Source organism: Sphingomonas sp. ID0503 (assembly GCF_048565625.1).
In the GTDB taxonomy this organism is placed as follows: Bacteria; Pseudomonadota; Alphaproteobacteria; order Sphingomonadales; family Sphingomonadaceae; genus JBLZUR01.
Window position 1 is genome coordinate 1027618 of sequence record NZ_JBLZUR010000002.1, and the last position, 22309, is coordinate 1049926.

The 22309-nt window shown below is 65.3% G+C and carries 25 protein-coding genes, 1 tRNA gene and 1 pseudogene; 19 read left to right on the forward strand and 8 right to left on the reverse strand.

Annotation, left to right across the window (positions count from 1 at the left end; translation table 11 throughout):
* The first annotated feature begins 123 nt into the window (after positions 1–123).
* From ACM608_RS05870 to ACM608_RS05895, 6 genes and pseudogenes are all read left to right on the forward strand, one after another.
* Complete coding sequence (locus ACM608_RS05870) at positions 124–2826, forward strand: hypothetical protein (RefSeq protein ID WP_419682322.1); 2703 nt, start codon at positions 124–126, stop codon at positions 2824–2826.
* Positions 2823–3308 carry a nucleoside 2-deoxyribosyltransferase domain-containing protein gene (locus ACM608_RS05875; RefSeq protein WP_419682323.1) on the forward strand — a complete coding sequence of 162 codons (486 nt, stop codon included), beginning with the start codon at positions 2823–2825 and terminating at the stop codon, positions 3306–3308. The genes ACM608_RS05870 and ACM608_RS05875 overlap by 4 nt, the downstream gene beginning before the upstream one ends.
* An 87-nt stretch (positions 3309–3395) precedes the next feature.
* Positions 3396–3830 (forward strand): TIR domain-containing protein, encoded by a 435-nt coding sequence (locus ACM608_RS05880; RefSeq protein ID WP_419682324.1) that lies wholly within the window; start codon positions 3396–3398, stop codon positions 3828–3830.
* A 168-nt stretch (positions 3831–3998) separates the two neighbouring features.
* A complete protein-coding gene (locus ACM608_RS05885) occupies positions 3999–4493 on the forward strand; it encodes a hypothetical protein (RefSeq protein ID WP_419682325.1) in 495 nt (164 codons plus the stop codon).
* Positions 4494–4581: 88 nt separating this feature from the next.
* A pseudogene (locus tag ACM608_RS05890) lies at positions 4582–5244 on the forward strand (DUF6932 family protein).
* Complete coding sequence (locus tag ACM608_RS05895; protein WP_419682326.1) at positions 5241–6200, forward strand: hypothetical protein; 960 nt, start codon at positions 5241–5243, stop codon at positions 6198–6200. Before ACM608_RS05890 ends, ACM608_RS05895 begins: the two are co-directional and overlap by 4 nt.
* Before the next feature lie 219 nt (positions 6201–6419).
* Here ACM608_RS05895 and ACM608_RS05900 read toward each other — a convergent pair whose 3' ends face one another.
* A complete protein-coding gene (locus tag ACM608_RS05900) occupies positions 6420–6569 on the reverse strand; it encodes a DUF2256 domain-containing protein (protein WP_419682327.1) in 150 nt (49 codons plus the stop codon).
* A gap of 232 nt (positions 6570–6801) precedes the next feature.
* Here ACM608_RS05900 and ACM608_RS05905 point away from each other — a divergent pair, with 232 nt between their 5' ends.
* Positions 6802–7227 carry a DUF1810 domain-containing protein gene (locus ACM608_RS05905; protein ID WP_419682328.1) on the forward strand — a complete coding sequence of 142 codons (426 nt, stop codon included), beginning with the start codon at positions 6802–6804 and terminating at the stop codon, positions 7225–7227.
* Between the two features lie 11 nt (positions 7228–7238).
* Here the strand turns inward: ACM608_RS05905 and ACM608_RS05910 are convergent, their stop codons facing one another.
* Complete coding sequence (locus ACM608_RS05910) at positions 7239–8309, reverse strand: hypothetical protein (RefSeq protein ID WP_419682329.1); 1071 nt, start codon at positions 8307–8309, stop codon at positions 7239–7241.
* A 200-nt stretch (positions 8310–8509) separates the two neighbouring features.
* Here ACM608_RS05910 and ACM608_RS05915 point away from each other — a divergent pair, with 200 nt between their 5' ends.
* The 4 genes from ACM608_RS05915 (at position 8510) to ACM608_RS05930 (ending at position 12779) form a co-directional block, all read left to right on the forward strand.
* Positions 8510–9670 carry an IS110 family transposase gene (locus ACM608_RS05915; RefSeq protein ID WP_419682330.1) on the forward strand — a complete coding sequence of 387 codons (1161 nt, stop codon included), beginning with the start codon at positions 8510–8512 and terminating at the stop codon, positions 9668–9670.
* A 677-nt stretch (positions 9671–10347) separates the two neighbouring features.
* Positions 10348–10680, forward strand: coding sequence for a DUF3489 domain-containing protein (locus ACM608_RS05920; protein ID WP_419682331.1), 333 nt, complete (start codon positions 10348–10350; stop codon positions 10678–10680).
* A gap of 1 nt (position 10681) precedes the next feature.
* Positions 10682–11131: a DUF2924 domain-containing protein gene (locus tag ACM608_RS05925; RefSeq protein WP_419682332.1), complete on the forward strand. Its 450-nt coding sequence runs from the start codon at positions 10682–10684 to the stop codon at positions 11129–11131.
* Positions 11124–12779 carry a recombinase family protein gene (locus ACM608_RS05930; RefSeq protein ID WP_419682333.1) on the forward strand — a complete coding sequence of 552 codons (1656 nt, stop codon included), beginning with the start codon at positions 11124–11126 and terminating at the stop codon, positions 12777–12779. The genes ACM608_RS05925 and ACM608_RS05930 overlap by 8 nt, the downstream gene beginning before the upstream one ends.
* A gap of 245 nt (positions 12780–13024) precedes the next feature.
* On the opposite strand, the gene ACM608_RS05935 is transcribed toward ACM608_RS05930, so the two are convergent.
* Positions 13025–13099: transfer RNA gene (locus tag ACM608_RS05935), tRNA-Thr, on the reverse strand.
* Between the two features lie 95 nt (positions 13100–13194).
* Between ACM608_RS05935 and ACM608_RS05940 the strand changes: the two genes are divergently transcribed.
* A complete protein-coding gene (locus tag ACM608_RS05940; RefSeq protein WP_419682334.1) occupies positions 13195–13323 on the forward strand; it encodes a hypothetical protein in 129 nt (42 codons plus the stop codon).
* On the opposite strand, the gene ACM608_RS05945 is transcribed toward ACM608_RS05940, so the two are convergent.
* Both ACM608_RS05945 and ACM608_RS05950 read right to left on the reverse strand, forming a co-directional pair.
* Positions 13320–13925, reverse strand: a complete 606-nt coding sequence (locus ACM608_RS05945) for a glutathione peroxidase (RefSeq protein ID WP_419682335.1) — start codon at positions 13923–13925, stop codon at positions 13320–13322. The two genes, ACM608_RS05940 and ACM608_RS05945, sit on opposite strands and share 4 nt — an antisense overlap.
* A gap of 37 nt (positions 13926–13962) precedes the next feature.
* Positions 13963–14442 (reverse strand): SspB family protein, encoded by a 480-nt coding sequence (locus ACM608_RS05950; RefSeq protein ID WP_419682336.1) that lies wholly within the window; start codon positions 14440–14442, stop codon positions 13963–13965.
* Positions 14443–14519: 77 nt separating this feature from the next.
* Between ACM608_RS05950 and hisB the strand changes: the two genes are divergently transcribed.
* The 6 genes from hisB to ACM608_RS05980 all read left to right on the forward strand — a co-directional run bounded on the left by hisB (position 14520) and on the right by ACM608_RS05980 (position 18117).
* Positions 14520–15116 carry an imidazoleglycerol-phosphate dehydratase HisB gene (gene hisB, locus ACM608_RS05955; RefSeq protein ID WP_419682337.1) on the forward strand — a complete coding sequence of 199 codons (597 nt, stop codon included), beginning with the start codon at positions 14520–14522 and terminating at the stop codon, positions 15114–15116.
* Positions 15109–15729 (forward strand): imidazole glycerol phosphate synthase subunit HisH, encoded by a 621-nt coding sequence (hisH, locus tag ACM608_RS05960; RefSeq protein WP_419682338.1) that lies wholly within the window; start codon positions 15109–15111, stop codon positions 15727–15729. The genes hisB and hisH overlap by 8 nt, the downstream gene beginning before the upstream one ends.
* Positions 15729–16457, forward strand: coding sequence for a 1-(5-phosphoribosyl)-5-[(5-phosphoribosylamino)methylideneamino]imidazole-4-carboxamide isomerase (gene hisA, locus ACM608_RS05965; RefSeq protein ID WP_419682339.1), 729 nt, complete (start codon positions 15729–15731; stop codon positions 16455–16457). The genes hisH and hisA overlap by 1 nt, the downstream gene beginning before the upstream one ends.
* Positions 16458–16614: 157 nt before the next feature.
* Positions 16615–17385 carry an imidazole glycerol phosphate synthase subunit HisF gene (gene hisF / locus ACM608_RS05970; RefSeq protein ID WP_419682341.1) on the forward strand — a complete coding sequence of 257 codons (771 nt, stop codon included), beginning with the start codon at positions 16615–16617 and terminating at the stop codon, positions 17383–17385.
* Positions 17382–17705, forward strand: a complete 324-nt coding sequence (locus ACM608_RS05975) for a phosphoribosyl-ATP diphosphatase (protein WP_419682342.1) — start codon at positions 17382–17384, stop codon at positions 17703–17705. Before hisF ends, ACM608_RS05975 begins: the two co-directional genes overlap by 4 nt.
* 37 nt (positions 17706–17742) lie before the next feature.
* On the forward strand, positions 17743–18117 hold the full coding sequence (locus tag ACM608_RS05980; protein ID WP_419682343.1) for a histidine triad nucleotide-binding protein: 375 nt from the start codon (positions 17743–17745) through the stop codon (positions 18115–18117).
* A 101-nt stretch (positions 18118–18218) separates the two neighbouring features.
* On the opposite strand, the gene ACM608_RS05985 is transcribed toward ACM608_RS05980, so the two are convergent.
* The gene (locus tag ACM608_RS05985; RefSeq protein WP_419682344.1) at positions 18219–18407 is read right to left on the reverse strand and encodes a hypothetical protein; all 189 of its coding nucleotides are present in this window, start codon (positions 18405–18407) and stop codon (positions 18219–18221) included.
* A 13-nt stretch (positions 18408–18420) separates the two neighbouring features.
* A complete protein-coding gene (locus ACM608_RS05990) occupies positions 18421–19464 on the reverse strand; it encodes an alpha/beta hydrolase (RefSeq protein WP_419682345.1) in 1044 nt (347 codons plus the stop codon).
* A 155-nt stretch (positions 19465–19619) separates the two neighbouring features.
* Between ACM608_RS05990 and ACM608_RS05995 the strand changes: the two genes are divergently transcribed.
* Positions 19620–21152, forward strand: a complete 1533-nt coding sequence (locus ACM608_RS05995) for an amino acid permease (RefSeq protein ID WP_419682346.1) — start codon at positions 19620–19622, stop codon at positions 21150–21152.
* A gap of 16 nt (positions 21153–21168) precedes the next feature.
* On the opposite strand, the gene ACM608_RS06000 is transcribed toward ACM608_RS05995, so the two are convergent.
* Positions 21169–22191 (reverse strand): COX15/CtaA family protein, encoded by a 1023-nt coding sequence (locus ACM608_RS06000; protein ID WP_419682347.1) that lies wholly within the window; start codon positions 22189–22191, stop codon positions 21169–21171.
* Positions 22192–22309: the final 118 nt, after the last annotated feature.

A 22309-nucleotide genomic window follows, 5' to 3' on the forward strand; every position in this document is an offset into this window, starting at 1 on the left:
CAAACTCAACCGTTCGGCGCGACAGGTCGTTCTTTGACGCGAGCGCCGCGGTGTTTAACGTGCAGGCGGCTGGTGGGTCGACGCCTTTCAGCGATGACGTAGCGATCAATTGGGACGGCGCCGGTGAGCGAGACGACCTGGAAGGACGAGCTGGGGGCGTTGAACGGCGGCGCGACGCCCGTCCTAACGAACGCGTTCCTAGAGGCGCACGGCCACCGTGCGTGGGCTCCCAACGAGGCGGATGTTAAGGCCGCTTCGCTGCTGCATCTGGAGCTGACGTCGCGTGTCGCGACGCAGGAGATCGGCTATTCGAGCGGTGACGAGGTGTCCGCGCTCGAGAGCGTGCACGCCTTGTTCGAACGGACCCGTGTGATCTGTCGGGAGAACGCGACGGGGCGCATCTTCGAGACGGTCGCGTGGTTCGTGCTGAACCACCACGTTCGCCCATTCACCTCGCGCTGGCACCGTCGTAATCGCGCGGGGCGCTTGGCCGCGCTCGACGACACGGACGACTTCCGACTGCAGCTAGCCGCCTTGCAGGAGATCCTGCGAACTCTGGATCTCATGCTCCTTAGGCTGTCGGGCGAGAGGGATCCTGGGCAGCTGCCGCAGGCGGAGGCGGCCTCCGTGGATTTGGAGATGGGAGTGGCGCTGTCTTGGGGTCTAGACAAGGGCGATCCGAACGATCTCGATGGTGTGGGGGGCATCTCCTTCGACGAGATCGCGTCGGTTGAGCGGAAGGCGGTCGGTCGACGGCGGCTGCGCTACGGCATTGAGCCGACGGCTGAGCGGGCGACGGGTCTGGCGCTTTCTGGCGGCGGCATCCGCTCAGCGACCTTCGCCCTCGGCGTGCTGACCGTGTTCGCGAAGCGCGGCCTACTCAAGCAGTTCGACTACCTTTCGACGGTCAGCGGCGGCGGCTATCTCGGGGCGTTTCTGACGAACTACCTGGCTCCCGGCGTGGCAACAGATGTCGTTTCACCGGGCGGGCACGCTGGCAACGTCGGGGCCGGTGACGGCCCGATCGGGGCGGCGCGGCCGATCGGACTAGAGCGTGGCGACAGGCCGTTCGGGGAAACGCACCGCGATGCCGCGGCGACGGGCCACATTCGTCAGAACAGCCGCTACCTCGCGTTGGGACCATTGTCCGAGAAATGGTCCACGGTCCTTGCGCAGACGAGCGGCCTGCTGAACAACCTCCTAGCGCTGTCTGCGGTCCTGTGCCTTTTGTCGGCTTTATTCGTGATCCTCATACCTCCCTTCTTTATCAATTGGATCGCCGTCGCTTCCCTAGGAGCGCTCACTCTGGCCGTAATCGGAGCGCCATTGGCGTGCCGGCAGGGACGCGCCGGGGTGAAGTTTGCCGACCAAGCGACGGCTATGTGCGCGGTGGTTCTGGCCGGGGCGCTGGCCGCAATCGGCACGCGAAAGGCCGCAGCGTGGATGGCTTCCGCGATCGGTGACGACCCCGTGCGGCTGCTTTACGTCTGCATCGCTCCGCTCGGCCTGCTGGTCGTCGGCATCGTGCTGGAACGAATCTTGACCAGGGCGGCGATCGTCGGCCGCTGGTTGGCGCGCTCCTCCGCCCCGCTGTTCGTGGCGATCGTGACGCTGGCGTCGACCGCATCCTTCATCGACCTTGGGCGACATGGCCTTTGGTTTGCCGCCGCCGCGCTCGGCATCGCATTTTACTATCTCGTTTTTCTAAACCTCAACGTCACCGGTCTGCACCGGCACTATCGGCGCAAACTGGCGGAAGCCTTTCTCGTCGCCGACGCGGAGCCCGGAGAGGTAACTATCGACGACGATCGCAAGCTTAGTTCGCTCGCCGAAGGTGATCTCGGCCCCTATCCCATCTTCAATGCGGCGCTGAACGTGCCGAGTTCCGACGCACCGGCGATGCGGGGGCGCCTCACCGACTTCTTCTCATTCACACCGCACCACTGCGGCAGTCCGATCAGCGGCTATTATAGGACGCCGGAGTGGGAGCGCCTTGAGCCCGACCTGACGATCGCCACGGTGATGGCAATCTCCGGTGCGGCGATCTCGCCCCGCATGGGTCTGCAAAACCGGGCGCAGTTCGGCTTTTGGCTTTCGCTACTCAACGTCAGGTTGGGCTATTGGCTGAGAAACCCCGCGGTCGCGAAGTCGAGCCTGAACGGCCTGCCCGGCCTCAGTTATCTCCTCCGGGAACTCACCGGCCGCATGGACGAGCGGACCGCCTTCCTGAACCTCTCCGACGGCGGCCACATCGAGAACCTGGGAGTCTACGAGTTGCTGCGGCGACGCTGCAAGTTCGTGGTGGTGGTCGATGGCGAGCAGGACCAGGACATGACGTTCCACGCCATGGCGAATCTTCAGAGGCTCGCCTCGATCGACCTGGGCGTGCGCATCGAGATCAATCTCGATGAACTGAGGCGTGATCGCGACGGCCTCAGCCGCTCTCACTTCCAATTCTGCCGCCTCCGCTATCGCGATGGGGAATTCGGCTACATGCCCTACCTCAAGCTGTCTTTAACCGGCAACGAAGGGGAGTTCTTGCGTCGTTTTCGGCTCGACGAGCCGGCCTTCCCTCATCATCCAACGGCGGATCAGAACTTTAGCGAGGCCCGCTTCGAGGCCTATCGGAGTCTCGGACAGCACGTCGGCGAGAAGCTTTTCCTCCAGAGTATCGTTGGGGCGTTGCCGACGGACCAGGATGTCGACATCGGGCGATGGTTCGCAGCAATGGGGAGGAGCCTGCTCGAGCCCCTTGACGCGGCCGCGACGGTAAGCGGGCACGGCTCCGGGATCGTCGCACCGACAGCGATCGGGGAACCGGCTTGACCGTCGCCCTGGTGATCACCGCTCCACAACCCCTGGCCGACGCGAACGGATGGCCGATGGTCTATCTAGGCGGCACCATCGACATGGGCCACTCCGAGAACTGGCAAGCGCAGGCCGTGGAACTGCTTGCCGGCGAGCGCGCGGTGATCGTCAACCCACGCCGGGCGGACTGGAACGCCGACTGGCTGCCGATCGCCGAAGAGCCGCACTTCAGAGAGCAGGTCGAGTGGGAGCTCGAGGCCCTCGAGGTGGCCAACGTCATTGTGCTGCATCTCGCGTCTGATTCCAAGAGCCCTATCAGCCTTCTCGAACTCGGATTGCATGCTCGCGGAGGAAGGCTGATCGTATTCTGCGCCCCCGACTACTTCCGGAAGGGCAACGTCGACATCACTGCCGAGCGCTACGGCATCGAGCGGGCGTCGTCGGTGGATGATCTAGTCGAAAGGGTTCGGTGCAAGTTGGCGCGGCTTGCCCGTCTCTAACTACCGCGCCCATGACCTGGTGTTCGCGGACGTTGCGCGTGGGGTTCGACGCGTAGTATGCATCAAATCTGGCATTGGAGTGACTTCATGGCGCGCCGGGTCTTCTTCAGCTTCCACTACGATCGCGACATCTGGCGCGTAAACCAAGTCCGCAACATCGGCGAGATCGTCGGCGTCGCGGCGGCGGGCTTCCACGACGCCTCGCTTTGGGAGGAGGCCAAAACCAAGGGCGACAAGGTCATTAAGGCGCTCATCGACGATGGCCTGGCGAACACGTCGGTGACCGTCGTGTGCATCGGCGCAAAGTCAGCCGGTCGCAAGTACATCGATTACGAGATCGAGCAGTCGATCGCGCGCGGGAACGGGATCGTCGCGCTTCGGATCAACCATCTCAAGGACAGGACGGGCGCGACGGATCCGGTCGGTGCGACGCCTCAGGCTGTCGTCGATGCTGGAGTCCCCGTGCGCAGCTACGTTGATCACGCGACGCTGAAGAAGTGGATCGATGAGGCGGCCGGCTGAGCGGGCGTGCGAGCTGCGTCCCTTGCACGGTTCCGTCGGTGACCGCGTTGCGGTGCCGGCAGGAGCACCGATTTGCAAAGTCGGTTGCGCTGCGATCTCCGTCGAGACGGCCGGGGCGCGGGTCCGAGCACGTTCGCATCAAAGCTCCCTCATGCAAGGTGTTCGGCAATGGCCTTCAAGACGACGTTGAGCGATCTGCGCAACGGGATCGAAGAGATTCACCGCGAGATGATGCGGCAGCAGCGCGATGGCGAGGCGTCGAATGCTGCGGTGGTCGCGAAGGTGAGGCGTGACAAGGTCGAGGAGGTCGCGCTGCTAACTGACGAGCTCGTCGACATAGCGCTCATCAAGCTGCTGAACGAGGTTAGCAGCCGCAAGGGCGTGAGGAACTTCGATGCCGGGACGCTTGACCTTTTCGACAGATATCGGGGCATTCCAAAGAGCGTGACGATCCTAAAGGGTAAGAAGAAGAGCACCTCGCTGCTGACCATTGTCCAGGCGGACCTCTGGCTGAAGGCGCGGATGCAGAAGCCCGCCGATGATCGCCACGAACCCTTCCGCCGGATGGTTGACGACTGCCGACCGTTCCAACGATCCGAGGACGATACGCTCGCGACCATGATGGAACGCCGCGCGCAGGCTGAGCGGCTCCCGACCGTCTGAGCCGTCCGCGTGGCGCTATCGTTGGAACCGGTCTTTCGCCACGTCAGTTGGTAGTGCAAGGTGGCTAGGCAGAACAAGGCGAATGCGCGTGCCGATACCGGTTTTCACGATTGACGGTGTGCTGCCTCCCTATGTCGGCCCGAACGGTCCGGGGGGTGCTCCCACTGACATGACGCCCTATGTGGTCACCGCGCTCGAGATCGTGATTACGCTGGGCCAGACCACGGTCCGCCAAGTAATCCTCCGAAGCTGGCTTGCTCACCGCGCTGCGCTACGTGCACTTGGTGTAGTCAACGGGTTCCAGTGGCTCGACGGCAGCTTCTGCGAGGATAAGGTACCCGGCGATCTTGATATCGTCACATTATTCTAACGGCCGGCGGCCGCTTCGGACAACGCCGCCGCACAGATCCTTCGAGCGAGTAATCCAGCAGTGTTCCGGCGAGCAGCGGTAAAGGCGACCTACAACCTAGATGCATTCTTCGTTGATCTGGACAGCAATCCGTCGTCGATGATCGACTACTCTCGCTATCTACTAGGTCTCTTTTCACATCGGCGCGGGGATGAGCTATGGAAAGGAATGCTTCAGGTCGACCTGTCTGACGCGCAAGGTGATGCGGAAGCGCTGGCCGAGCTCGACCGCCTCGAGCGAGCCGCGGCTGAAGCGGCACCAGCCGTGCCGACCGGAGAGAAGTTAGCCGCGTCTGGGCAGAACCCCGCCAAGGCCGATTACGTCCAAAGGCAAGCAGCATGAGCGTCCTTGCCAAAATCGAAAGGGATCGTGTCTCGGCAGAGATCGCATCGGTTGACAAGCTGCTCGCAAGGCTGACCGAGGACGACATCTTCATGCGCGAGGATCTTGAAGATCGCCGGGCGGAGCTTGTCACAATTCTTGCCAACATGGCCGATACCGACGAGATTTATGCCTCAGCGGCGCTCTTTTTCGGTGGCCGACCAGTTGTCGCATCGATCGGCATTGAGGCTCAGTTCGGCGGCGATGCGGTTTCCAAGTTCCAGGACTTGGTGTCCAAGCTCATGGTGCAGGAGCAGGGTCTAGGCCAGCGGGGCCCTGTCCCCAACAAGGCCGCCTCAACGATGCATATCACCAATGTCGTTCGAGGCTCGTTCGGGTTCCTCATGCAAGAGGTGCGTCCGCAAACACAGCTTGTAAAATCCGGCTTACCTACCGCCGTCGCCAGCGCTAATCGCCTGATCGCGGCACTCGGCGCGCCTAATGACGACGAATTCCAGGAGGTCGCCGGAGAGGTCGATCCGCGCGCGCTGGCGACCGCCTCGGAGTTTTTCGGGCTGATGCGATCGAATGGAGCGACTTTTCGGCTAGTTGTCGGCAACAGTGATCGCTCGTTCACCGGCGCGGAGATCGCTGTCGCGGTTGAGCGTGCTGCGGAGACCTCGATCGAAGAATCCGAGGAGCAAGTCCAAGGAACACTCGAGGGAACGCTTCCGAATGCTCACGCCTTCGAATTCCGAACGCTCACCGGCGACGTGCTCAACGGGAGGGTCGATCGCGAGCTCACCAGTGAGCTTCTCGCGACTTGGAACACATCGATCCTCGGCAGCTCGGCGGTCGCCCGCATTCTTGTTCGGACGGTCAAGCGGAACGGAGTGGTTAGCCGCCAGACCTACACGCTGCTGAGCTTGGCGATCCTTGAGGGGCCAGCAACCGAGACCGTTCCGCAGCTGCGTTGATACCGCGCATCGGTGCTGTCAGATCAACATAGCAGGCGGCGGTAAAGGGCGGTTGCAGGAGTTGACCGGTGTCCTACGCAAGGTGGGGCCCGCTATAGGAAGGCGACGGCTCGCTTAAGCTGCCCCTGAACTAAAGTCTGGTTCCGGGAAGCGGCAGAAACGAGCTGAGCGACCGATTGTGGGTCGTTCACCCCGGATCGGATGCCTGCGGTCGGGTCGTTAGTGACTCTCGGATGCTCCCGCTGCTCGGCACCGATCGGAGCAAAACTTCACATGCTCCCAATCGCGTTCCCACTTCTTTCGCCATGCGAAGGGACGGTAACAGGACGGGCAAGTTTTCGTCGGGAGGTTGAGCTTTCGGTGCGCCATGCAACTTGAACGCGCCGCAGTCGATTCCGCGCCTAGTGCAAACAAAATTGAAAGCTGAACCGGCGTCCGGAGCTGGGCAAGTGGAGAGGGGCGAATGGCCGAATTTGGGTCGTAGCGTCTGATACTACCCGGTAAGTCTGCGCTCCGGCACCCGCGTCGCGAGTGAGCGGCTGATCTTACATCGCCGCACGAAAACGTCGCGAGAGAGGCTCGGTTTGAATATGGCTCCTGAATGCGAACCGAAGATTCTTTCGACCTGGCTCGCTTTGTCGAAGCGCAGTCTGCCATCTACACCACCGCACTTGGCGAGATCCGACGGGGCAGCAAGCGTTCACACTGGATGTGGTTCATATTCCCTCAGATCGCCGGCCTTGGTTCGAGCGCGATGGCTAGGCGCTACGCGATCGGGTCGATCGAAGAAGCTCGCGCGTACGACGGCCATGCCGTTTTGGGCGCTCGCTATCGGGAGTGCGTCCGAGCGCTTCAGGATCTGACGGAGACAACTGCCGAGCAGGTATTCGGCACGATCGACGCGCGGAAGCTATGTTCGTCACTGACCTTGTTCGAGGCGGCAAGCGGCGAGCCGTTGTACCGGGCGGCTCTTGACCGCTGGTGCGGCGGGACCGACGCCGCGACGCTCCGAATCATGGCCACCTGAGTGACTGCTGATCAGGCGTTTGGCATTGCGACATCGACGTCCTCGGGAACTCTAAGGCCATAGACGACGCATGCCTTTCGGATGATCCGCATCTTCTCTTCGTTTGAGATATTGAGGCCGACGAGCCAGCCCGACGCGAACTCCGCGCTTTTGGCGAGATCCGGACGGAGCGGGTTTATCTCCGCGGCAGAGCGGGCGATATGGCTGCGGGTTCGGCCGCGCGCGAGTTCGGCAAGCTCTGGTATCTTGGCCGCGTCCAGTGCCGTGATCGTGCGCAGGACCTCGACGAGAGCGAAGGTGGCGTTCTCGAAGTTCTGGCTCTTGCCGAGCAAGGTAGCAGTGATGGTGCCGGCCGCCTGGTCCGGCGCGCCGCGCTTTGTCGTTGCCGCCGGACTCGCGGATGCAGGTGGGATTGGCGCTGCGGGGACCGCGATCACTTTTTGCGACGCCATACGGGCTGGCGCGGTTGAATAAACAGCTGGGACTTCGCCGGTAGTTAGGCGCCTCAGGAAGCGGGTCACATCATCAACGCTGGGCTTGAACCCGCAGAGCGCCTCCGCTTTGTCGCCGACGATGTCGATGAGCAGCTGCTCAGGCTCGGCGAGTAGCTCAAGCCAGGCGCGGGGTAGGGCGGTGACCGCTTCGCGCTGACCCGCGGCATCCTGGAAGTCGCGGAAGGCGTCTTCACGGGCCACACCGCTACGAATGCGGTCGTATGCCAGGTAGCGCTGCAGGACCCGCTCGCACTCGGCGGGATCGCGGTCGTCGAGCTGGAGGCGATAGAGCCTCCGCTCGTCATAGCTGCCTTGTGCGGCAGGCAGGTAGAAACTCCATTCGCGTCCGTCGGTCAGGACGCAGAGCGGGACTCCCTCATGGAAGGCGTACTCGAACAGCTGCCGATCTGCCTCTGCGGCACGGCCAACCCCTTTGACCTCGATGAACACGGCAGGTTTCTTGCCCAGGCGGAGCAGGGCGAAGTCGACGCGGCCACGTGGGATTGCCAACTCCGGCACCATCTGGTGCGGGTCGGCACTGTCCCAGCCGAGCGAACTGACGATCGGGGTGACGATGCCGTGCGACACGGCTGCCTCATTGACGTAATCGCCGCGTAGCAGACGCTCCCGAATGCGTCCGATCAGCTCCTGCAGCTGCGTTGTCATATCCGGTTCAGCCCCCTGTCGCGCCTATGTCCTCTCGGGGCGACGGCCAAAGCCGGTTGTGGTTTAGCTGAGGTCTTCTCTGTCCGGCGGGTGCACGATGGCGCGCGGAAGGAGAGAGCGCGATGACCAAGAAGATCAGCAATCCCGAGATCCTGGCTGTGCGGGCGGCGGCCGAGACGGACCCGGCGCGGGGCCGCGTATGGGTCGGCCTCGATGTGGGGCTCAAGTCGACGGCGGTGTGCGTGCTGGATGGCGACGGCAAGGTCGTCCACCAGTGCTCGATGAAGACACATCCGACCGAGATCGGACGTTACCTGGCCAAGAATTTCGCTTCCAACGTGGCGGTGGTCGGCATGGAGACGGGCGCCATGTCCGTGCACCTGTCGGGCGGCCTGCGCCGGCTTGGCTACCAGGTGGCGGTGATGGACGCGCTCCAGGTGCATCGTGTGCTCTCCTTGAAGCGCAACAAGACGGACGCCAACGACGCCCGCGGCATCGCCGAGATCACGCGCACGGGCCGCGACTATCTGACGGAGGTCTACGTCAAGAGCGCGGCCTGCTACGAGGTGCGCGCGCAGCTCATCATGCGGCACCGGCTGGTGCAGCAGCGGCTCGCCAACGAGAACATGATCCGGGGGCTGCTGCGCGTCTATGGCGGGCGGGTCGAGCCCGGCGCCAAGTCGGCCGCCACCTATCGCGACCGTGTGATCGAGCAGCTGATGCAGATCCAGGATCGCGACGGGCTGAACATGCGCCCGCGCATCCTGCCGGTGCTCGACCTGTGCGAGCGGCTCCAGGCCGACGCGGAGCGGATCGAGACCGAGCTGGAGATGCTCGCCGCCGCCAACCCGATCTGCCGGCGCTTCATGGCGGTGCCCGGCCTCGGCGCCATCACCGCCTTGTCGTTCTTCACAGCCATCGAGGAGCCGTCCCGTTTCCACCGCGCCGACGATGTGGCGGCCTATCTCGGGCTCACGCCCAGGGTCTACCAGTCGGGCGAGAGCCTCACCCACGGCAAGATCAGCAAGATGGGTAACCGGCTCACCCGTACCCATCTCGTCACCGCTGCCACCGTGCTGCTGTCCGCCACCAAGACCTTCTCCTCGCTCAAGGACTGGGGTCTACGGCTCGCCAAGAAGGTCGGCTTCAACAAGGCCAAGGTGGCGGTCGCGCGCAAGCTCGCCATCATCCTGTTCGGAATGTGGCGCGACGGCACCCACTTTCAGTTCAAGGCCGAGACGGTCGAGCCGCACCGCCAGATGATGCAGGCGGCGCGCGCCTGACAGCCTTTCACCCCATCCGTCCTCATGGACGGTACGATCCTCCCGGGAGGCGGAGGGACCGGCGACTTCGCTTTGAACGTTGGGGCAGCGATGACCCCGAGCTACGGTTGTTGGAGCGCCACCCTTCGATACGAACCGACCCCAATGTGGCGTGCGACACAGAACATGGCTGCCTTACGCAACCATCGCATGACCCCGAAGAGACTGTTGCACCCCGGGTTGATCGACACCGAACACAAGGACGTTGCCAGAAAAGGCGAACCATGATGAAGTAGCACTGCCAGCGTCGCCCCGCCACAGGGGACCTCAGCTAGAGAATGTTGGAAACCTGGTCGATGATCAGGCGCATGCGCCTTTACCGGCAAGCCGGCTGGACATGCGCGCATGCCACCCGGCCCGACCAAAGTCGTGACCGAGTTCATCGAACCGGGGTTTCCACGCCCCACCGCCGGTCTCCCGGCGGCGTTGCTCTTCTGATTGGGGCGAGACTTGCTGACAAGAGCGGACTTCGTCGCAACTTAAGTCCGATCCGAGTGGACTTCGTTTTTGTGTCGAGCATACCGGCTCACGTGAACGCGGCCGAGTTGAGCGGCCGCTGCCCCGGATCGACGCGATCGACGGGGCTCTGGCTGGTGGGAGCGGCGCTGGTGCCGCCTTCTTCAACCGGAGACGATCACATGACCAACACTCAGCAGCCCAAGCCGACCCGCCGCATCCGTGCCGCTGCGGCGCATGCCACCCCCGCACCTGCGATCGGCCCCTTGCCGAAGAAGCCGCGCACCAAGGCGGTCGCAGAGGCTGCCGCGCCGCCACCCGCGCGCTACAAGAGCGATCAGGTTAAGGACGCCCTGCGGCGCAAGCAGGGCGCTACCTTGGCAGAGCTGGTCGAGCTGACCGGCTGGTTGCCGCACACGGTCCACGGCTTCCTCGCCGGCATGCGCAAGAAGGGCTCGGCCATCGACAAGGGCGAGCGCGGCGAGACTACCTGTTACTTCCTACGTGACGCCTGACATGGGCAAGCTCGAGCGGCAAATCGAAGCGCTGGCGACATCGTCGCCAGCGCAGCTGCGCGAGGAGTGGCAGGGGCAGTTCGGAGCGGCAGCGCCCGCGCTGCCTCTCTCGCTTATCCGGCGGGCATTGGCGTACCGGCTCCAGGAGCAGCAGCTCGGGCACCTGCCTTCCGCCACCCAGCGGGTGCTCGATATGCTGGCAACATCCACATCGACGCAGCTGCCGGAGCCGCCCATTCAGCTGAAGTCAGGTACTCGACTGCTCCGAGAGTGGAACGGCCGCATGCATGCGGTCCTCGTAACCGACGACGGCTTCAGCTTCGAGGAGCGCCGTTACAGCTCATTGTCGCACATCGCCCGTGAGATCACCGGCGCGCACTGGTCTGGACCGCGCTTCTTCGGCCTCAAACGACGCGAGCCGCCGAAGGCGAGGGGAGGGGCGAGTGGCTAAGCGTCCGAGCCGGTCGGCTCCATCCATCGTTAGCGGTAAGCGCCAACTTCGCTGCGCCATCTACACCCGCAAGTCGACGGAGGAGGGGCTCGAGCAGGAGTTCAACAGCCTTGATGCGCAGCGTGAGGCCTGTGCGGCCTACGTCCTGAGCCAGCGTCATGAAGGCTGGTTGCTAGTGCCTGGCCAGTACGATGACGGCGGCTACTCTGGCGGCAACATGGAGCGGCCCGGCCTCAAGCGCCTGATGGCTGAGGTCGAGGCGGGTAAGATCGATACCATCGTTGTCTACAAAGTCGACCGACTGACCCGTGCTCTGTCCGACTTCGCGAAGATCGTCGAAGTTCTCGACCGCCATGGCGCGAGCTTCGTCAGCGTGACTCAGGCCTTCAACACGACGACAAGCATGGGACGGCTGACACTCAACGTGCTGCTGTCGTTCGCCCAGTTCGAGCGCGAGGTCACGGGAGAGCGGATCCGGGACAAGATTGCTGCATCCAAGCGCAAGGGCATGTGGATGGGCGGTCCCGTACCGCTCGGCTACGATGTCATCGACCGGCGACTTGTTATCAATGACGCCGAAGCCGACACGGTCCGGCTGATCTTCCATCGGCATCAGGAGCTCGGGACCGTGCGCGACCTTGCTGAGGATCTCGCAAACAACGGTGTCTTGTCGAAGCGGCGGGTGATGCGTGACGGCCGCATCGTCGGAGGACAGCCCTTCCGGGCTGGCGCGCTGACCCATCTGCTCCGCAATGAGCTGTACATCGGCAAGGTGCGGCACGGCGATCAGGTCTATGATGGCCTGCACGAGCCGATCGTCGATGCTGCAGCTTGGGAGGCCTCACAGGCCTTGCTCGACCGCAATGCGCCCCGCCCGCACTCCGGCCATATCAGCATCCTGGCCGGACGGATCATCGGCAGTGAGGGCAGGGCGCTCCGGCCCGAGCACGCCAACAATCGCGGTCGCCGCTACCGCTACTACGCCGCCGCAAATGCTGGCCTGGGTGAGAGATGGCGGCTGCCGGCCGGTGACATCGAAACCCTGGTGCATGATGCTCTCGCCGCCTTCCTAGCCGATCCGCTTCGTCTCGCCGCCGAGTTCGAGGGCATTCCGATGCGGTGGCATTTGGGCGACCTTGGCAAGGAACTGGCGGCCAAGCTGAACAAGCCGGCATCCTTTCAGAGGCTCATGGCCGATCTGCATGCTGTCGTTATCGTCGATCGAAGCGCGACCACCGTCCGAGTTGGTCATGCGGCGCTCGCCATGCTTATGGGCGCCATCGAGACGAGCGATTCAGATCGGACGGTCGATTTAGCGCTGCCCGCGTTGCTCAAGCGGCGAGGGCATGAACTCCGCCTTGTTCATGCAGCGCCAGACGCGCGACAGCCGCAGCGCGACGATCGTTTGATCCAACTGCTCGCGAGTGGCGCCGCCGCGTGGCATGAACTGCAAACCGGACCCTTGGTTGACAGCACACGCCGCAGCCATCTTGTCCGGCTAGCGCGGCTCAAGTTCTTGGCACCGGACATCGTCACCGCCATCGTCGATGGCCGGCAGCCTGTCGAGCTCACCAGTCGGACACTGCTGCGGATCTCTGACCTTCCGCTCGACTGGAAGACCCAGCGGAAGGTGCTCGGCTTCGGCTGAAATCCACCCTGGATAAGCTTACGATAGCCCGGCTGAGAGGCCGGGCTTTTTTCATGCGCTCACTCCAACTCAGGACAGTTTTACCGGCCTCAGAGACGTGGACCAGAAAACCGCGCTACTTGGAGGGAAGCGATCACGTCTCTGTCCTGAGGTGTAGTGGACCCTCGCGCAAAGTACCGGAAAACGCGGACTATTTCCGCGCTTCCGCAGGCGGGTCTCTCATAACGCGGTTCTTTCAAACTGCGTGGTGCTGCCGGTGAGGATTGAACTCACGACCTCAGCCTTACCAAGGATGCGCTCTACCACTGAGCTACGGCAGCATCACCAAGAGTGGCGAAGCCACCCGGCGAGCGGCGGGCTATGGCCATCCGCCCCCCATCTTGTCAACCGCCTCGGCACGGGTCAGACGGCCAAAATGAGCGAAAAGGACGAACGCGCCACGCGGCTGGCCGAACAGCTCCGCCAGAACCTTCGCCGCCGCAAGGCGCAGGCGCGGGAACTAGCGTCGGAGGAGAAGCCGGACGCGCCCGAGGCGAACGGCTAAATCTTCTGCTTGAGCGCCGCCTCGATCGCCTTCGTCACCGCCGCATCATCCGGCGCGGTCTTGGTGCCGAAGGCGGCGATGAGCTTGCCGTCGCGGCCGATCAGGTACTTGTGAAAGTTCCACCGCGGTCCATTCTCCGGCCCCAGCACGCCCGCCGCCCATTTATAGACCGGGATCGACTGAGGCCCGACGACATGCGCCTTCTCTGTCATCGGGAACTTCACGCCAAAGGTGCCGCGGCAGAATTCGGCCGTCTCCTTGTTCGTCCCGTACTCCTGGTCCTTGAAGTCGCCGGAGGGCACGCCGATGACCGTGAACCCCTTCGCCTTGTACGTCGTGTAGACCGACTGCAGCGCCTTGAACTGGGGCGTGAAGCCGCAGAAGCTGGCGGTGTTGACCAGCATCACGACATCGCCCTTGAACTTCGACAGGGGCAGGGGCTCTCCGTCGATCGCGGTCAGCTTGAAGTCCCAGGCGCGGTGCCCGCGCGCCTCGGCCGACGCCATGGCCACCGGCGGCTCCGGCTTGAACGCCTGATAGGCATAGGCCGCACCCGCCAGCAGGGTCAGTGACGCGACGGTCGCCAGAGCCTTCCACTTCATGCGCACATCCTTCCAGACCGGCGCCGAAGATGCGCCCTCACTTCTTACGGGTGAAATCCACCGACACGACGTTCGATCCATCCTCGGCTGGGACCGCCACAGGGGCGTCGTTCTCCGCGTGCTCGGCAGGCGTCGGCTGCGCCTCGGACTGCACTTGGAACTGCAGCGCGAAATTGACCGCCGGATCGACGAAGCCCGTGATCGCCGCATAGGGGATCACCAGCCGCGCCGGGATCTGGTTGAACGACAGGCCGACCTCGAACCGATCGCTGCTGACCGTCAGGTCCCAGAAGCGGTTCTGGATGACGATCGTCATCTCGTCGGGGAAGCGCTGCGACAGGTGATCGGGAATGTCGACGCCCGGCGCGCCTGTCTTGAACGTGATGTAGAAATGATGCTCCCCAGGCAGGCCACCCGACTTCTCGATCTCGCCCAGCACCCGGCCGACCACGGCGCGCAGGGCCTCCTGCACGATCTCGTCATAGGGAATCAGGCTGTCGACGGCACCATCACTCATGGCCTCGCTAGGTGGACGGGTGGGGCGGGCGGGTCAAGCGCGTTGCACCGCACGGATCGGGCGCTATAGCGGCGGCCATGCGCACGGGGTCGGTTCACCGCAAGACGAACGAGACGGATATCCAGGTCGAGCTGAACCTCGACGGGACTGGCGTCTACACCGTTTCGACGGGCATTGGCTTCCTCGACCATATGCTCGAACAGCTATCGCGCCACTCGCTGATCGACCTTACCGTCGCTATTAAGGGCGACCTCCATGTCGACCAGCACCACACCACCGAGGACAGCGGCATCGCGATCGGCGAGGCGCTGACCAAGGCGCTCGGCGATCGCAAGGGGATCACCCGCTACGGCCATGCCTATGCCCCGATGGACGAGACGCTGACCCGCGTCGCGATCGATATCTCCGGTCGGCCCTATCTCGTCTGGAACAGTGGCTTCACGCAGGAGAAGCTCGGCGAATGGGATACCGAGCTGATCGAGCACTGGTTCCACTCGTTCGCCGGGGCGGCCGGGCTGACGCTCCATGTCGAAACGCTCTACGGTCGCAACAACCACCATATCGTGGAGAGCGCGTTCAAGGCGCTCGCCCGCGCTTTGCGCACGGCCGTCGAGATCGACCCGCGCAAGGCGGACCAGGTCCCCTCCACCAAGGGGAGCTTGGGCGGTGCCTGATCGGATCGCGCTGATCGATTACGGCGCTGGGAACCTTCGCTCGGTCGAGAACGCGCTGATCGCTGCGGGAGCCGAGGGCGTCACGGTGACCGCCGACCCTGCCGCTGTCCGCAACGCCGATCGCATCGTCCTGCCCGGCGTCGGAGCATTCGCTGCCTGCCACGCGGCGTTGGCGGCACTACCCGGCATGGTCGAGGCGCTGAATGAAAGCGTGGTGAAGGGCGGCCGCCCCTTCCTCGGCATCTGCGTCGGCATGCAACTTATGGCGACCGCCGGCGAGGAACATGGCCGCCATTCCGGCCTCGGCTGGATCGGCGGCACCGTGCGGCGGCTCGAGCCGGGCGGCGCGCTCAAGGTCCCGCATATGGGCTGGAACGACGTCCGTTTGGCCGGCGGCGATACCGGCCTGCTCGTTGGAGGAGAGGCCTATTTCCTCCACTCCTACGCATTCGATGCCGACGATCCCGCCCATGTCGCCGCCACCACGGACCATGGCGGCCCCGTCACCGCCGCCGTCGCGCGCGACAACATGATCGGCGTGCAGTTCCACCCGGAAAAGAGCCAGGCCTATGGTCTCGCCTTTCTCGCCCGCTTCCTCGCCTGGAAACCCTGATGCCCTTCCACATCTACCCCGCGATCGACCTCAAGGGCGGCAAGGTCGTCCGCTTGGCCGAGGGCGACATGGATCGAGCCACGATCTACGGCGACGATCCGGCGGCGCAGGCGACGGCGTTCACCCGCGCAGGGGCGACCCACCTCCACGTCGTCGATCTCGACGGGGCGTTCGCGGGAGGGTCGGTCAACGGCGCGGCGGTCGAGGCGATCGTAAGGACCTTCCCCGGCAAGGTTCAGGTCGGCGGCGGCATCCGCACCCGCGCGAGCATCGATCGCTGGATCACCCTCGGCGTCGACCGCGTGGTGATCGGCACCGCCGCGCTGGAGGACCCCGATCTCGTCCGCGAGGCGGCGGGCGCGCTGCCCGGCCGCATCATCGTTGCCGTGGACGCGCGCGACGGCATGGTCGCGACACGCGGTTGGGCGGATATCTCGACCGTCTCGGTGGCGGACATGGCGAAGCGCTTCGCCGATGCCGGCGTCGCCGCGCTCCTTTTCACCGACGTGGGCCGCGACGGCCTGCTCAAGGGCTGCAATGTCGAGGCGACGGTGGCGCTCGCCCGCGAGACGGACATCCCGGTGATCGCCAGCGGCGGCGTCGCCGACATCCGCGATATCGAGGCGCTGGTCGCCGCGTCCGGGGCGGGCATCGAAGGCGTCATCACCGGCCGCGCCCTCTACGATGGCCGGCTCGACCTCGGCGAGGCGCTGAGGCTGGCGGCGTGAGAATCGAAGCCATTCTCATCCTCCCCCGCAAGGGGGAGGGGGACCGCCAGAGGCGGTGGAGGGGGCGGCAAGGGCAAGCCCCAACAACTTTGCACACCGTCCGCCCCCTCCGTCAGCCTGCGGCTGCCACCTCTCCCAGGCGGGGGAGAATACTTGAATGACCGTCCGCACCCGCATCATCCCCTGCCTCGACGTGGCAGGCGGGCGCGTGGTGAAGGGCGTCAACTTCCTCGACCTCGCCGACGCGGGTGATCCGGTCGAACAGGCGAAGGTCTACGACGCGCAAGCGGCCGACGAACTCTGCTTCCTCGACATCACCGCCAGCCATGAGGAGCGCGGCACGATCCTCGATGTCGTCGCCCGCACGGCCAGGGTCTGCTTCATGCCGCTCACCGTCGGCGGCGGCGTACGCTCCGCCGAGGACGCACGAGCGCTCCTTCTCGCCGGGGCGGACAAGGTCGCGGTCAACTCCGCCGCCGTCGCCCGGCCGGCAGTCGTCGCCGACATCGCCGAACGCTTCGGCAGCCAGTGCGTCACCGGCGCGATCGACGCTCGCCGGGTGGGGGAGGGGCGCTGGGAGGTGTTCACCCATGGCGGCCGTAAGCCGACCGGCATCGACGCCGTCAGCCATGCCCGCGAGCTCGCCAGCCGGGGTGCGGGCGAACTCCTCGTCACATCGATGGACCGCGACGGCACGCGCGACGGCTACGACCTCGCGCTCACCCGCGCCATCGCCGACGCTGTGAGCGTGCCGGTGATCGCGAGCGGCGGTGTCGGCAATCTCGACCATCTCGTCGAAGGCGTGGTCGAAGGCCATGCCTCCGCCGTTCTCGCCGCCTCGATCTTCCACTTCGGCCAGCATTCGGTGGCGGAGGCGCGCGCGGCACTGGCCGGGGCGGGGCTGCCTGTGCGAGGATCGCGGCCATGAACGACACGCTCGCTACCCTGGAGGCCACGATCGCCCGCCGCCGCAAGGCGGACCCGGCGCAATCCTACGTCGCCACCCTCTTCCAAAAGGGCCGCGCCAAGATGGCGCAGAAGCTGGGCGAGGAGGCGGTCGAGACCGTGATCGCCGCCATGAAGGGCGACCGCAAGGAACTGGTGATGGAAAGCGCCGACCTCCTCTTCCACCTCACCGTCCTGCTCGCAGAGGCAGGCGTGCCCTTGTCCGACGTCATGGCGGAACTGAACCGGCGCGAAGGGATCTCGGGCATCGCCGAAAAGGCCGGGCGCACTTCCCACAGTTGAGCCAGCCACCAGCATGACGAAGAGGATGGAGGAACCCATGCCCATCGACGCCGCCCAACCCTACGACGACACCAACATCTTCGCGAGGATCCTGCGCGGGGAGATCCCGTCGAAGAAGGTCTACGAGGACGACCATGTCCTCGCCTTTCACGACATCAACCCGCAGGCGACTCTCCACATTCTCGTCATTCCCAAAGGTCCCTACGTCTCCTGGGATGACTTCTCGACCAAGGCGAGCGACGCCGAGATCGCCGGCTTCATCCGCGGCGTCGGCCATGTCGCGCGGGAGGCGGGTCTGGTGGAACCCGGCTACCGCCTCCTCGCCAATATCGGCCCGCACGGCGGGCAGGAGGTGCCGCACCTCCACGTCCACATCTTCGGAGGCGAGCCATTGGGGCGCATGATCGCCTAGGTTCCGTCATCCTGACGAAGGTCAGGATCCATTCGCGCTACGTCCGACGCTGGAACGCTGCTGCGAATGGATGCTGAATCAAGTTCAGCATGACGAAAGGCTTAGCCGCCGATCAGCGCGTTCGCGGCGATGAAGTCCACGGCCGCATCGTTCCCATAGGCGATCGTCGCCACCGGCTTGGAGGCGCGCGCCCCCGCCGCCTTGTACGTCGCCTGCGCATCCTGGGCGAAAGCGGGAACGGGAGAGGCCGCCAGCATCGCGACAGTCGCCAGTGTACCCGTATACTTCATCACCGCTTCCCCTTCAGCCGAATTCGCCGCGGAGTGCCGCCAGCCGTGCCGCCTTGAACCGCTGCGATATGCCAGCCTCCGGCGCGATCGCCTCGAAGCCATGGAATGCGCCGGGAATGGCGTGCAATTCGACCGGCACGCCGGCCGCGGTCAGCCGCTCGGCAAAGGCGATGTCCTCCTGCACGAAGAGGTCGATCCCACCCACCGCGACATAGGTCGGCGGCAGGCCGGCAAGGTCCTCGCGCCGGGCCGGCACCGCAGCCGCAGGCACATCCGTGCCGCCGGGCGGCATGCCCAGGAAGGAGGACCAGCCGAAGCGGTTCGCGGCACCATTCCACACGAGCGTGCCGACATCCGGCGGCACGCCTCGCGAAGAGGCGGTGCGGTCATCGAGCATCGGATAGATCAGCAGTTGCAGGACCAGCGGCACCTCGCCCCGATCCCGCGCGGCGAGCGCGAGGAGCGCGGCATGGCCACCGCCCGCGCTTTCACCCATCACCGCGATCCGCTTCGGATCGACACCGATCGCAGCGGCGTTGTGGTACACCCAGAGCAGAGCGGCGTAATTGTCCTCCACCGATCCGCGCCAGTCGGTCTCCGGCGCGAGGCGGTATTCCACCGAGACGATGGTGCACTCCACGTCGCGCGCGATCTGCTGGCAGAAGTTGATCTCCTGCCTGGCCGACCCGCTGACATAGCCGCCGCCATGCGTGTGCAGGATTGCGGGGCGGTTCGCGCCCGGCCTGGCGTTGATCAGGTAGACCGTCACCTCGGGCGCACCGGTCGACCCCGGCACCCTCCGCGCCTCCCACGGCACGTCTGCAAGCGGCTTCGGCGCGCTCGCCGCCCAGTCGCGGCGATCTCCGGCCAAGGTGGCGCGCGAAAGCGGCGGACGAACGGCCATGTCCCTCCGGATCTGCCGCGCCGCATCTCGCAGTTCCGGATCGACAAAGGAGAGGTTGTCATCGGCGGCGAGTGCTGGCGCGACACGCCCTACGAACGCCAGCGCGGCCAGTGCCGCCGCCCCCGTCAGCCCCTCTCGTCTCGTGATCCGCATCGCCCGGCTCCTCGAACCAGGGCAGCATACGGGCGGGCCCGCCCGACGCCAAGCTATTGCGCCCGGCGGATTCGCCGCTAGGCTTCCGCCTTTCGACGACGGGTTATCCGCAGCGGACAACCGCGCGACGCCCGCCAAAGGGGACATGTAAGCCTATGATCTTTTCCCGGGTGAAGCCGCTCGACGCAATTCTGGCGACCGCGCAGAAGAAATCGCTGCACCGCTCGCTCGGCGCCTTCCAGCTGACCATGCTCGGCATCGGCGGCGTCATCGGCACCGGTATCTTCGTGCTGACCTCGGAGGCGACGCAGAAGGCGGGGCCATCGATGGTGATCTCGTTCATTATCGCCGCGTTCGTCTGCGCCGTAGCGGCGCTCTGCTATTCCGAGCTCGCCTCGATGGTGCCCGTCGCGGGCTCCGCTTACACCTATACCTATGCGGTGGTGGGCGAGCTGCTCGCCTGGATGGTCGGCTGGGCGCTGATCCTCGAATATGCGGTGGGGGCGAGCGCTGTTTCGGTCGGCTGGTCGGGGTATGTCGTCGGGCAGCTGAAGGGGTGGCTGGGGATAGAATTACCCGCCGCCTTCGTGTCCGGGCCCTTCGCGGGCGGGATCATCAACATCCCCGCCGTGATCATCTCGCTGCTCACCACCTGGCTGCTGATGATCGGCACCAGCGAGAGCGCGCGGGTGAACGCCGTCCTGGTCGCCATCAAGATCACAGCACTCACCGTGTTCGTCGTACTGGCGATCCCGGTGATGAACGCCGACAATTTTGAGCCCTTCATGCCGCTGGGCGCGGTCGGCACCTTCGGCGCGGCGGCCTCCATCTTCTTCGCCTATGTCGGTTTCGACTTCGTCTCCACCGCCGCCGAGGAGACCAAGGATCCGCAGCGCAACGTCCCGATTGGGCTGATCGCGTCGCTGGTCATCTGCACCCTGTTCTACATCGTCGTCGCCGCCGGCGCGATCGGTTCGCCGCTCGGCGGACAGCCGGTGACCGATGCGGCCGGCGTGGCGCTGGATCCGGGCTCGAAGGAACTGGCGGCCCGCTGCGCCGCGATCGTCTCGGGCGGCGCGCTGGAGCCGCTGCCCTGCTCGCGTGAGGCGCTCGCCCATGTGCTGCGCATCATCGGCCACCCCGCCATCGGCAACCTCCTCGGCCTCGCCGCCACCCTCGCTCTGCCCTCGGTCATCCTGCTGATGATGTTCGGCCAGACTCGCATCTTCTTCACGATGGCGCGTGACGGCCTCTTGCCGGAGCGGTTGGCGGCGGTGCATCCGAAGTGGCGCACCCCGCATGTGGTGACGGCGGTCACCGGCGTCGCGGTTGCCTGCGCCTCGGCCTTCCTGCCGGTCGGCAAGCTCGCCGACTATTCCAACTCCGGCACCTTGTTCGCGTTCATGATGGTCGCGATCTCGGTGATGGTCCTGCGCCGCACCGATCCCGGCCGCCACCGCCCGTTCCGCACTCCGGCGGTATGGTTGGTCGCGCCGCTCGCGATCATCGGTTGTGTCACCCTGTACCTGTCGCTGCCGGGGCTCGCCATCGCGGTTCTTCCGTGCTGGGCGGCGGTCGGCCTCGTGATCTACTTCCTCTACAGCCGTCGGCGCAGCCATGTCGGTCACGGCATCGTCGAGGTGCCGGAACTCGATCCCGACGCCCCGCCGCCGCCGATCGCGCAGTAAGCGCGCAGGGGGCGGCTCAGCGCCGCCCCAGCCGGTGCGCGGTCGCTGCCAATGTCGCCAGCAACAGGCAGGCGACCGCCTGATGCGTGACGGCGATGAGGATATCGACCCCGGTCAGCAGCGTGGCGATGCCGAGGCCGATCTGCACCACCACCAGGGTCAGCGCGGCGTGACCGAACCCGGTCGCGCGGGTCCTCTCGGCGCGGATCGCCACCATCACAACCGCCAACGCCACGATCCAGGCGAACCAGCGGTGGACGAACTGCACGACGATCGGGTTGTCGATCAGGTTCTGGAACCACGACCAGCCCTGATGCCATCCGCCCGCCGGGAACAGCCCGCCGCCCATCGTCGGCCATTCCGCGAAGGCGAACCCCGCGTCGAGGCCGGCCGTCAACGCGCCAAGGATGATCTGCACCGCCAGCAGCACGATCGCCGCCAGCGGCAAACCACCCAGCCGCGCCGGGCGCGCCGACGGATTGCGGGCCAGCACGAGCAGGTCCAGCGCCGTCCAGATCAGCCCGGCGAAGATGAACAAGGCCGCCGACAGATGGGTGGCAAGGCGCAGATGGCTGACATCCGGCCGGTCGATCAGCCCGGAGGCGACCATCCACCACCCGATCGCACCCTGCAGTCCGCCGAGCGCGAGGAGGGCGACAAGGCGAGGCCCGTAGCCTTTCGGGATTGCCCCGCGCCACCAGAACCACAGGAGCGGGAGCGCGAACACCAGCCCGATCAGGCGGCCGAGCAGGCGATGCAGATACTCCCAGAAGAAGATCCCCTTGAACGCCGCTAAGGTCATGCCGTTGTTGACCTTCCGGTACTCGGGCGTTGCCTGGTACGCCGCGAACTCCGCCTGCCATTGCGCGTCGTTCAGCGGCGGTATGGTGCCGGAGATCGGCTCCCATCGGACCATCGACAGCCCGCTCTCGGTCAGCCGGGTGATCCCGCCGACGATGACCATCAGGAACACCATCACCGCGACGATCAGCAGCCAGCGGGCGATGGGGCGGGGGCGGGGCAGGGCGCTATGGGGCATGGCGTGGGCCTATGCGCTTCGCCCGAACTCCACGCAACGCGGCACCGGCGCTACAAAACTCCGTTCGTGCTGAGCGTAGTCGAAGCACGGGTGACAAGCGGCGGCTCTTCTAACCCGT

Bases quoted from the DNA above. Each gene is read 5' to 3' on its own strand.
- ACM608_RS05880 (WP_419682324.1), top strand. From the start codon at position 3,396: ATGGCGCGCCGGGTCTTCTTCAGCTTCCACTACGATCGCGACATCTGG.
- ACM608_RS05885 (WP_419682325.1), top strand. From the start codon at position 3,999: ATGGCCTTCAAGACGACGTTGAGCGATCTGCGCAACGGGATCGAAGAG.
- ACM608_RS05895 (WP_419682326.1), top strand. From the start codon at position 5,241: ATGAGCGTCCTTGCCAAAATCGAAAGGGATCGTGTCTCGGCAGAGATC.
- ACM608_RS05900 (WP_419682327.1), bottom strand. From the start codon at position 6,569: ATGGCGCACCGAAAGCTCAACCTCCCGACGAAAACTTGCCCGTCCTGT.
- ACM608_RS05905 (WP_419682328.1), top strand. From the start codon at position 6,802: ATGCGAACCGAAGATTCTTTCGACCTGGCTCGCTTTGTCGAAGCGCAG.
- ACM608_RS05915 (WP_419682330.1), top strand. From the start codon at position 8,510: ATGACCAAGAAGATCAGCAATCCCGAGATCCTGGCTGTGCGGGCGGCG.
- ACM608_RS05920 (WP_419682331.1), top strand. From the start codon at position 10,348: ATGACCAACACTCAGCAGCCCAAGCCGACCCGCCGCATCCGTGCCGCT.
- ACM608_RS05925 (WP_419682332.1), top strand. From the start codon at position 10,682: ATGGGCAAGCTCGAGCGGCAAATCGAAGCGCTGGCGACATCGTCGCCA.
- ACM608_RS05940 (WP_419682334.1), top strand. From the start codon at position 13,195: ATGAGCGAAAAGGACGAACGCGCCACGCGGCTGGCCGAACAGCTCCGC.
- ACM608_RS05945 (WP_419682335.1), bottom strand. From the start codon at position 13,925: ATGAAGTGGAAGGCTCTGGCGACCGTCGCGTCACTGACCCTGCTGGCG.
- ACM608_RS05950 (WP_419682336.1), bottom strand. From the start codon at position 14,442: ATGAGTGATGGTGCCGTCGACAGCCTGATTCCCTATGACGAGATCGTG.
- hisB (WP_419682337.1), top strand. From the start codon at position 14,520: ATGCGCACGGGGTCGGTTCACCGCAAGACGAACGAGACGGATATCCAG.
- hisA (WP_419682339.1), top strand. From the start codon at position 15,729: ATGCCCTTCCACATCTACCCCGCGATCGACCTCAAGGGCGGCAAGGTC.
- hisF (WP_419682341.1), top strand. From the start codon at position 16,615: ATGACCGTCCGCACCCGCATCATCCCCTGCCTCGACGTGGCAGGCGGG.
- ACM608_RS05975 (WP_419682342.1), top strand. From the start codon at position 17,382: ATGAACGACACGCTCGCTACCCTGGAGGCCACGATCGCCCGCCGCCGC.
- ACM608_RS05980 (WP_419682343.1), top strand. From the start codon at position 17,743: ATGCCCATCGACGCCGCCCAACCCTACGACGACACCAACATCTTCGCG.
- ACM608_RS05985 (WP_419682344.1), bottom strand. From the start codon at position 18,407: ATGAAGTATACGGGTACACTGGCGACTGTCGCGATGCTGGCGGCCTCT.
- ACM608_RS05990 (WP_419682345.1), bottom strand. From the start codon at position 19,464: ATGCGGATCACGAGACGAGAGGGGCTGACGGGGGCGGCGGCACTGGCC.
- ACM608_RS05995 (WP_419682346.1), top strand. From the start codon at position 19,620: ATGATCTTTTCCCGGGTGAAGCCGCTCGACGCAATTCTGGCGACCGCG.
- ACM608_RS06000 (WP_419682347.1), bottom strand. From the start codon at position 22,191: ATGCCCCATAGCGCCCTGCCCCGCCCCCGCCCCATCGCCCGCTGGCTG.